Consider the following 9,611-nt stretch of genomic DNA (forward strand, 5'->3'; position numbering starts at 1 on the left):
GCCGATTTACTTATCGTCTTTCCATTTTCACCTTTTTACCGCTCCAACAGACACGCTCAGAAAATATTTTCTACAATCGTAGAAAATATTCGCGAAACCCCTTGACAACACTTTTCTACAGGTGTAGAATAATGACACAGACAAAATAATAAATGGAGATGGCCATCATGAACAAATTAAAAAAGCTACCCGATTCCGAATTCACCGTTATGGATGTCATCTGGGACAGCATCCCCCCGGTGACGAGCTTCTCCGTCATGGAAAAGCTCGGGGACGACAAAAGCTGGAAACCGCAGACACTGCTGACACTGCTCAGCCGGCTGACCGACCGCGGTTTTCTGCGCAGTGAAAAGCTGGGCAAGGAGCGCAGATATTATCCCCTTGTCAGCCGCGATGAATACCTGCAGTTTGAAACCAACAGCTTCATGAGCAAATTCCATGGCGGTTCCCTGTTCAGCCTGGTCAACACGCTGCATCAGGGCAAAAAGCTCGACGACGAGGAATATGAAGAGATGCGCAAGTGGTTTCAGGAGAAGGGGTGATTGAGATTGGCAGTTTTATATTCTCTTTACTGATCTGTTCAGGCGTCGTATCGCTGATCGGCCTTGTTTACATCCTTGTCCGGCCGCTGCTTGCCAACCGCTATTCGGCAAAGGGCCGCTACTATGTCTGGATCGTTCTTCTGGTCGCGCTGCTGATTCCATTGCGGCCGCAGCTGCCGTCCGCACCGATTCAGATATCCCCGCCCGACCTGACCATCCGGCAGGCTTCCCCCGCACCATCCGCCGGGCAGGATGCCCACAACTCAAAAAATCAAACGGCTGCTTCTGCCGTTATCCCCAGTCCGGACAACGATCAGGAGCATGAAGAACCGAATATCCAGACAAATCCTTCCACTGCACAGACTTCCCCTCCAATCAGCATCAACTGGTACCAAATCCTATTCGGCATCTGGCTGATCGGGGCCGGCAGTTATTTCGGCATTCAAATGAAACGTCACCTGCGGTTCGTGCGCTTTGCCAAACGCTGGAGCAGAAAGGTTACCGATGAAACGGAGCTTGCCAGCCTGCATGCATTGTGCACCTACATGAATATCAAACAGCCCATTGCACTGAGTCGCTGCCAGGTCATCGAAGTACCGATGCTGGTCGGCATACGCCGTCCGACCATTCTGCTTCCTCAAAAAGCTTATGCCTGCCATGAGCTGCCTTTGCTTCTGAAGCATGAACTGACCCATCACCGGCGCCATGACCTGTGGTATAAGCTGCTGGTGCTGATTGTGACCTCCCTGCACTGGTTCAATCCGGTCGTCCACCTGCTTGGACGCTACATTGCTTTGGACTGTGAAATCTCCTGCGACCGCGAAGTCATCTCTTCGCTGGACGCCTGTTCGCGCCAGTATTACGGACAGACGCTCATCGACTTCGCCGCTCGCACAACCATCCGCCAAACGGCCCTTTCAACCAATTTTTTTGGAGGAGTGAGTATGATGAAAGAACGATTACAAGAACTATTTTTCAGCAACAAGAGGCGCAGGGGAATCTCCCTGACCATCTGCATTGCCCTTTGCATCCTGGTGCTCAGCGGCCTGGTTTCCATTGCCGCAGACCACCTCCCCGCCGACAGCGGCAGCTCCGTCATCGATGACGTTGACGCCAGCCACGAGAATGGAAAAGCGACTGAATATATGATCGGCGACATTCCGCTGGATTCCGTCCAGATCGGTTACAATCAGTTTGACGAACCCGAAAACAAACAGCTGATCTGGGAAACCTATGTGGAGGAATACAACAGCCTTCCATGGACCGACCAGAGCAACTTGATTGTCAAGATGGATATGGACAGCTCGGACAGTATGCGTTATATGGAAAACGGGTACTTCCGCAGCATCCAGGTGAATGACGAGGCATCCGGCACCCACAAAAAGTTCATCATCAACCGGCTGACACCGAAAACCGCGCAGGTCTGCATCGACCTGCTGTATCAGAACAAGGACGAGGTGCTTGGACTTATCCAGTCCTTCCTGAACACGGAGGGGCTTTCGCAGATGAGCACCGACGAAATGGTCGCAACGAATGGATTCCCGTTCAACTACTCCATGCGTTTCTATGCTGCAAACCCACAGGGGGAACCGGAGAATTCTCCTCCCCTTGTAGATACCAACAGCATCACCCTGCCCATCTATCCCACCTCTGCCATATCCGATACCCGTCTTTCCTTCCTGGACTTCACGGATGAGGAGTACGCCCCCACCGCATATCCAAAATTCGAGCTTGACTTGGTCGAGATGTCAATGAGCTTGACCGGATTCTTCGATTCCAGCCGCAGCGCCGAGGAGATCGAACGCAGCCTGCATGATACCTTTGGCGACGGCGGTCACCCCACTGAGGAATGGAAGGCGATGAATCTGCTGCGCGGCATCGACATCAAAAACGTACAGCCCGGTTCGCTGGATGACGGTGTATGTATCACCTTGATCGTCAACCGCGACGGGGAACCCGTTTGTCTGTCCACCTTTGTCTCTGTCGGTTACGATGCGATGCATGCCGTAACCCATACGGATACTCCCTAAGCATTTTATGGAATCGCGAAGAGGCTCCCTTGCAAGCCGCCTCTTCGCCTCTCCAGCAAGCGCATTTCAACTACAAATCGTTAAATTTATCATCCTGTATACCAATAGGATAATAAACATGATAAATTCCGGCCCTGCGCCATAAAAGGAGGCATTACCCTTGAACAATTTTCTTGCCGCTTTGCTCCTCTGCTCCGTCTCACTTTCCCTGCTGGCGCTGCTGTTGCGGGTTCTGCGGCCCTTCTTAAAAAAGAGATTCGCCGCGAAATGGCTCTATTATGCCTGGCTTTTCCTGGTGCTCGGCCTGCTTCTGCCGGTGCGTCCCGCTTTGTTTGAACTGCCCGTCGCGCATCCATCCGCTTTCTTTCAAGCGCAGAGAAACGCCTCCGGCAGCGCTGGACCATGACGGAGAAGTTGTCTATGCATCCGCCTTCCTGTGGATCAGTCAAGACTGCGGACCCCAACAACGCCGCATACAGCAATCCATAACATGGAGCAGAGGATACTGAACAATTCGAAATATATCTTGTACAGCTTCATTATTGATATATTTCAGGGGAACTCGCTCCCCGCTTTCTATACGCTTTATCTTTTTACCCCTGTAGCGGCCGGCGGGCATTCTGTTCGCCAGGCCGCTCCCCCAAACAGACATCTGATATGTATATAGACCTATCCCTGAAACGGAGGAGATGCTTCCTCCGTTTTCTTTGCATTGATATTAGCACTCCAGTTATCAGAGTGCTAATATTTTAAAATAATTCATATTTATATGATTGTGTTGAAACAATTTCGGATTATACTATAGGCAGAAAAACAGGAAAGGGATGATCTGAGAAAGACCGGAACACGAAGGAAGGTGGTTGACATGCAGATGAAGCATCATAGGCACGGTTTAACCAAAAAAACAATCAAGCTGAACATCTGTTATAAGGAGGCTTTTATATGTTTGATTTAGTACCTTTTGGACGTGGACCGCTGTCCAACCGGGACAGAGATCTTTTTGATTATTTTGACAAGATGGACCGGGCATTCTTCCGCGGCTTTGAGAAGGAGTTCTCTCCCTGCAGGACGGATGTTTTGGATCAGGGCGGCCATTACCTGCTGCAGGCGGAGCTGCCGGGCTTTCAAAAAGAGGATATCAAACTCAGCATCGAGCACAACATGCTGACTATTTCGGCCGAACACCGCGAGGACAAAGAGGAGAAAAAAGACAGCTTTGTCCGGCGCGAACGGCACTACGGTGCCTTCAGCAGGAGCTTCGATCTCGACGGCATCGATGTACAGGGGATCGACGCAAAATACGAGAACGGCATTCTGGAACTCAAACTGCCGAAACTCGCACAGCCGCCCGTTCCGCCGTCCCGCCAGATAGAAATCAAGTGACGCTGACTATAGAATGCACACCACTCATAAAAGCAGGGGAGCAAACTCCCCTGCTTTTTTCATAGCAACCGTTTTTTTCTGCTGCACTTAGGCACATTTTTCACTTCGCTGTCTTTACGAAAGAAATTGAAAAATCATCGGACAATTTCACAAAACCCACTTGACAAACGTCTAAGACAGTTGTATTATAATGTTGAAGCATGTAAGACAATTGTCTAAGTAAAACGAGGTGATGCCCCGATGAAAGAACTGAAGAAACTGCCTGAGAGTGAGCTCGAGATCATGCAGGCGGTTTGGAAGAACACCCCTCCCATCACCACCCATATGGTCATGGAATCGCTGAACCCCCTCAAGGAATACAAGCAGCAGACCGTCCTCACACTCCTGAACCGGCTGCACGACCGCGGCTTTATCCGCTGTGAAAAGGAAGGCCGCTCCCGCCTGTACCATCCGCTGGTTTCACGCGAGGAATATCTCCAATTTGAAACCGGCCGGTTTATGGAACAGATGCATCAAAATTCCCTGTCCAGCCTGGTCGCCGCCCTCTACCGCGGGAAGAATATCTCACAGGAGGATATCAACGACCTGCAAAGATGGCTGGAGCAGAAGGAGTGAGCGCATATGGAAGCCTTCCTGCTGTCGCTTCTGACCTGTACGCTGACCATGACCGCGGCAGCCCTGCTCTATCTGGCAGCAAGGCGGCCGCTGGCAAAAAAATTGACGGCGAAATCCCGCTATTACGCCTGGCTGGTCATCCTGATCGGGCTGCTGGTCCCGTTTCGGCCGCAGCCCTCCCATGCTTCGATCCGGATCGACCTGCCCGGGATGACCGCCGCAGACGCATCCATCCCCGTTTCAAATAGCAGAATCGATTCTTCCGCAAACGGCGCAGCACATCAAACAACCATTCATCAAACCAAAGGCTGTGCCGACGGCATCTGTTTCCCGGATACAACCATTCACGATTGTGGTGCAATTCTGAAGGGTCCGGTCTCATTTTCCCGGGAAAGCAGGCTTGTGCCGTCCGCCGCCTTTGACGCTCCCGCCGCGCCGCTGTCGTCTTTCGTTCGGCTTGAATTTTCCCGGTATGAGCTTTTATTTGTCGTCTGGGCGGCAGGCGCCCTAGGCTGTCTCGGTCTTCAGCTGTTCCGGCATATCCGATTTTCGCGGAATATCCGGCGCTGGAGCGAGCGGATTGGCGACCCGTCCATTCTTGCCGCCCTGCGGCAGCTGGCCGGCGAAATGGAGCTTCACCGGCCTGTGGAGATCAAACGCTGCCCCCTGGCGCGCTCTCCCATGCTGACAGGCTTTTTTCATCCGGTGATTCTGCTGCCCGAGACTGCCTTTTCTGCGGATGAGCTTGCGCTGATTCTGCGCCATGAGCTTGTCCACGCAAAGCGCGGCGACCTGTATTATAAAACGCTGCTGATGGCCTGCAGTGCGATGCACTGGTTCAACCCCATGATGCGGGTGATTCGGCATGCTGTGGACATCGATTGTGAAATCTCCTGTGACGAAGCGGTGCTGGGAAAAACGCCCCTTTTCCAGCGGGCTTCCTATGGAAAACTCATCCTAAAAACCGTCCGGTCGGACAGGTCCGCCGTGACGGCTTTCTCCACCAGTTTTAACGGAGGTGTCAGAGATATGAAAAAACGACTCAACGAATTATTCATCACCAATAGAAGCCGGAAGAGCGCCTGGATTGTACCGGCCCTCCTGGTGATGAGCGTGACGCTCTGCAGCAATTTCGCATTCGCAGCGCCATCAGAAATGCCAACATTATCATCAGCTTCAGCTTCTTCGGATACAATCCCCGAAAAGCCCGGCCTCAATGCCAGGTCAATCCTTCCCTCCACAGATTTAAGCCAGTCGAAGGCCATCCAGATTGTCAGCAGGCCTGACGGCGGAAAAACGTTTATCTATCGGAACGGCTCTGAGGTGGATGTCACCAAGGAAGGAGCCATATCCGGCAGCGGGATCAACGCGGACATCCCGGAAGGCTGCACCCTTGCAGAGGAAACCGCGCTTTATGAGGAAGCCGCAGCCGATATGATCGCGGACTTTCCGGAACTGAAAAACAGGCCTTCGCTCGGCATGAACAGCTATGCCATGCTCAACACCGAGATCGACGGACATTCCGTGTCTATGCCGTTTTACTACAACATCTCGGTCATCGAACCGGCCATGTTGACCCGAGACGATGCGGAAAAGATGCTGCGGGACAGCTGCCAGGCCTTCAAGGACCTTCTGAAACAAAAGGACCTGGATGATTTCCAGCAGGCCGGCGCCTATGAAACAGCGATCGCGGTCTTCTCTCAGATCGCGTCGGAATACAGCACCTGGTACTGCAGGCTTTACATCTCCGCACAGGAATATGGTCCATCCGAATTTCTGATCGATGAACCTGAACGGGCCGAAGGCCAGCCCGATCCGACCGAATTTTAGTGCGGTCATCATTCTAACCGCCCCCTTCGCGCGCCCCGGAAGAAGCTTCTTCCGGGGCGCGCATTCTTTTACCGTTCTGCACGAAAGGTCCGCGACATTTTCCCCAATGTTTTAAAAAAATGTTGAAAATGTGCTTGACAAACAACTAAGACAGATGTATTATATAGATAGAAATTAAGACAACTGTCTAAATAAACAGAGGTGATGCAGAAAATGAAAGAATTAAAAAAACTGCCTGACAGTGAACTCGAGATCATGCAGGCGGTTTGGAAGAATGCCCCGCCTGTCACCACGCATATGGTTATGGAGTCCCTGAATCCTCAAAAGGAGTACAAGCAGCAGACCGCTCTCACCCTGCTGAACCGGCTGCACGAACGCGGATTCATCCGCTGTGAGAAGGAAGGCCGTTCCCGCCTGTACTATCCGCTGATATCCCGCGAGGAATATCTCGAATTTGAGACGGGCAGATTCATGGCACAGATGCATCAGAACTCCCTTTCCAGTCTGGTGGCAACCCTCTATCGCGGCAAGAACATTTCCCAAGAGGAGCTCGAAGCGCTTCAAAAGTGGCTGGATCAAAAGGGGTGAAAACATATGGAAGGCTTCCTGTTATCGCTTCTGGCCTGTACGGTGACGATGTCCGCCGCCGCGCTGCTCTATCTGGCCGCCCGTCCGTTCCTTGCCAAACGGCTGACGGCAAAATCCCGTTATTATGCATGGCTGGTCATTCTGATTGGACTGCTGCTCCCGTTCCGGCCGCAGGCCGGGTATGCTCCGATTCAGATTGACCTTCCCGAAATGGCCCCCATTGAAATCAGCACTGCCTATCAAGAGGATGACGTTCTTACCGGCGGCATCTGCGGAACCCACTCTGTGCAGCCGGTCATGCAGTTCCCATGGTATCAGGCGCTGTTCTGGCTATGGGCCGCCGGCGGCTTTGTCTGCCTGACACGCCAACTGTACCGTCACGCCCGGTTCATGCACGCTGTCCGGCGCTGGAGCGAACCCATCCTCGACCCAGAAATCTCTTGTATCCTGAAACAGCAGCGGATGGAGCTGGGCATGACACGGGACGTTCAGCTCAAACGCTGCCCCTTGACAGCAACTCCTATGTTGGCCGGGATCCTGAAGCCCGCCATCCTATTGCCGGAGACCAGCTTTTCACAGGAGGAGCTGACGTTGATTCTGCGCCACGAATTGGTTCACGCTAAGCGCGGCGATCTGTGCTATAAAGCGCTGATGATGGTTTGCCAGTCCCTGCACTGGTTCAATCCATTCATGCAGATGATCCGGCACGCGGTGGACATCGACTGTGAAATCTCCTGTGATGAAGAAACCCTGAGGGACCTGCCCCTGTCCCTCAGAACACAGTACGGGAAAACGATTTTAAAGACCGCATCCGCAGCATCCTCTGCGGTCACGGTCTTCTGTACGAACTTTTATGGAGGTGTCAATGATATGAAAAAAAGATTAAACGAGCTGTTTTCTATGCACAAAAGACACTTTGGAATACTAACCCTTCTGGTTGTGCTGGCTGTTTGTGTTATGACAGGATCTATCCTTTCCTTTGGCTATTCAGTCAATTCAGAGGGCCAAGCATCTTCAACATTAGATACAGGATCTCAGAGTACCGCGAACAGCCAAAATCCGAAGGATCAAACGCTTACATATGACAACGGTATAAGCATTGTTTTGGATGAGAACGGGAAATGGGTAGGCGGCGGATACGATGGCGGAATAGATCTAAACCTCCCACTCGCTGAGATGGAGAAAGAATATCTTGCATTGTTGGAGCCGTTCTTTCAAGAGTATCCGCAATATCGTATCGACATTCTAAACGCATCGAATTCTCCCCATTTACCGGGTTTCTTTATGAAAGGGACCTATAGCAGCAAACTGGCTATTCCAAATGTAGAAAATCATCATGTATTTATTAACTATAATTATCGATACGATATTAAAGATCGTACACAAATTTCCAGTGTGCAAGCAGAACAGTTTTACGATGAGCTTACCAGTATTCTTCAATCACAACTGAAGCAAAAAGATTTAGACTATTTCCAGAACACCAAGTATAAAGATATCCTGCAGGAAATGGGGCAAATCGCTGCCAATGTTATGCCAGATAACTGCCATATTATATTTGAAGAATCTCAAGACGGCGTTGTTATCGAAGAGAAATCATCACTGGAGTAGCAGGTTTATCTGTAACAATAACTACATGCTAAAACCATATTTTTTACGGAGGTGTTTAAGATGAAAAAAAAATTTATCGCTTCTTTCCAGAATTATAAACAGCTTCTCGGTTGTATATCCTTAATTTTAGTTGCCTGTATTTCGATTGGGTCCATCACAATCCTTGCATATTCCATTGACTCGGATATGATTGAATCAGAAGTCGGATATGAATCAGAAGATGAAATCGAAATGCCCGACCGACCGTTCACCGGAACAGCAGAGGCAGCTAAAAAATATCAGCTGCCTACTACAATTCGTTACGACAATGGACTCGAAGTTGGCGTTGATAAGGACGGCTATATTACGAGTATTGGTTTTCCATTTTGCAAAGACGATACCAAAACAATTGCCGAACATCTTGCATTTATGGAAGACTTCATGGCTCCGTTTTTTGAAGAATTCCCTGGTACCAAGGAAATTGAAATGGAAGCCGCAGATATTACCAGTGATCGGACTATTAAAACATCTAAATTGGTTACCATGGTTAAAGATGCGCAGCAAAAGGATCACCGTGTAGCTATTATTTTTGTGTACAAGTATCACGCCAACGATAAAACCAAAGTTACCGAAACGCAGCTTAACGAGTGTTTAAAAAATTCTTTCCTGGATGCCCAGGAGTTCTTTTCCCAACAGAATTTATCTTATTTTAAACAGGATAATGCAACTAAAATTATCATGGAAGATTTCAATCGAATTGCTAAACGCCACGCAACAGACAATTATTGGGTATCATTTGAAAAAGATCCATATGACTGGTATAATTGTCTTTATATCGACCTGCCAGAGAAAGAAGGAACTTGGAATGATATTTTTGATTTTTGCTGACAGACAAATTAATTGTCCAGCTTTTTTGCCCAAATGGGTATTGGATTAAAGCAAACTAAATAATAAAATAGGAATGCTGATAACCTTTAATCCCAACATAGGCACTAAAAGAAAAGAACCGACACAAATGTGTTGGTTCTTTTCTTTT

The 9,611-nt window shown here is 49.9% G+C and carries 9 protein-coding genes; all 9 read left to right on the forward strand.

What is annotated here, in order from left to right; genetic code table 11:
• The first annotated feature begins 167 nt into the window (after positions 1-167).
• The 9 genes from BN348_RS11715 (at position 168) to BN348_RS11755 (ending at position 9,463) form a co-directional block, all read left to right on the forward strand.
• Positions 168-542: a BlaI/MecI/CopY family transcriptional regulator gene (locus BN348_RS11715; protein WP_040198228.1), complete on the forward strand. Its 375-nt coding sequence runs from the start codon at positions 168-170 to the stop codon at positions 540-542.
• The gene (locus tag BN348_RS11720) at positions 539-2,572 is read left to right on the forward strand and encodes a M56 family metallopeptidase (protein ID WP_040198215.1); all 2,034 of its coding nucleotides are present in this window, start codon (positions 539-541) and stop codon (positions 2,570-2,572) included. Before BN348_RS11715 ends, BN348_RS11720 begins: the two co-directional genes overlap by 4 nt.
• Before the next feature lie 160 nt (positions 2,573-2,732).
• Positions 2,733-2,978, forward strand: coding sequence for a hypothetical protein (locus tag BN348_RS11725; protein ID WP_040198216.1), 246 nt, complete (start codon positions 2,733-2,735; stop codon positions 2,976-2,978).
• A 536-nt stretch (positions 2,979-3,514) separates the two neighbouring features.
• Positions 3,515-3,955, forward strand: a complete 441-nt coding sequence (locus tag BN348_RS11730; RefSeq protein WP_040198218.1) for an Hsp20/alpha crystallin family protein — start codon at positions 3,515-3,517, stop codon at positions 3,953-3,955.
• A gap of 240 nt (positions 3,956-4,195) precedes the next feature.
• Entirely contained in the window at positions 4,196-4,570 is a 375-nt protein-coding gene (locus tag BN348_RS11735; protein WP_040198219.1) for a BlaI/MecI/CopY family transcriptional regulator, read from the forward strand.
• 6 nt (positions 4,571-4,576) lie between these two features.
• A complete protein-coding gene (locus tag BN348_RS11740) occupies positions 4,577-6,400 on the forward strand; it encodes a M56 family metallopeptidase (RefSeq protein ID WP_040198220.1) in 1,824 nt (607 codons plus the stop codon).
• Between the two features lie 213 nt (positions 6,401-6,613).
• The gene (locus BN348_RS11745; RefSeq protein ID WP_040198221.1) at positions 6,614-6,988 is read left to right on the forward strand and encodes a BlaI/MecI/CopY family transcriptional regulator; all 375 of its coding nucleotides are present in this window, start codon (positions 6,614-6,616) and stop codon (positions 6,986-6,988) included.
• 6 nt (positions 6,989-6,994) lie between these two features.
• Entirely contained in the window at positions 6,995-8,596 is a 1,602-nt protein-coding gene (locus tag BN348_RS11750) for a M56 family metallopeptidase (protein WP_040198222.1), read from the forward strand.
• 60 nt (positions 8,597-8,656) lie between these two features.
• Positions 8,657-9,463: a hypothetical protein gene (locus BN348_RS11755; protein WP_040198223.1), complete on the forward strand. Its 807-nt coding sequence runs from the start codon at positions 8,657-8,659 to the stop codon at positions 9,461-9,463.
• Positions 9,464-9,611: the final 148 nt, after the last annotated feature.

The organism is Candidatus Soleaferrea massiliensis AP7, from assembly GCF_000820765.1.
GTDB lineage: Bacteria > Bacillota > Clostridia > Oscillospirales > Ruminococcaceae > Soleaferrea > Soleaferrea massiliensis.

Bases quoted from the DNA above. Each gene is read 5' to 3' on its own strand.
- BN348_RS11715 (WP_040198228.1), top strand. From the start codon at position 168: ATGAACAAATTAAAAAAGCTACCCGATTCCGAATTCACCGTTATGGAT.
- BN348_RS11730 (WP_040198218.1), top strand. From the start codon at position 3,515: ATGTTTGATTTAGTACCTTTTGGACGTGGACCGCTGTCCAACCGGGAC.
- BN348_RS11735 (WP_040198219.1), top strand. From the start codon at position 4,196: ATGAAAGAACTGAAGAAACTGCCTGAGAGTGAGCTCGAGATCATGCAG.
- BN348_RS11740 (WP_040198220.1), top strand. From the start codon at position 4,577: ATGGAAGCCTTCCTGCTGTCGCTTCTGACCTGTACGCTGACCATGACC.
- BN348_RS11745 (WP_040198221.1), top strand. From the start codon at position 6,614: ATGAAAGAATTAAAAAAACTGCCTGACAGTGAACTCGAGATCATGCAG.
- BN348_RS11750 (WP_040198222.1), top strand. From the start codon at position 6,995: ATGGAAGGCTTCCTGTTATCGCTTCTGGCCTGTACGGTGACGATGTCC.
- BN348_RS11755 (WP_040198223.1), top strand. From the start codon at position 8,657: ATGAAAAAAAAATTTATCGCTTCTTTCCAGAATTATAAACAGCTTCTC.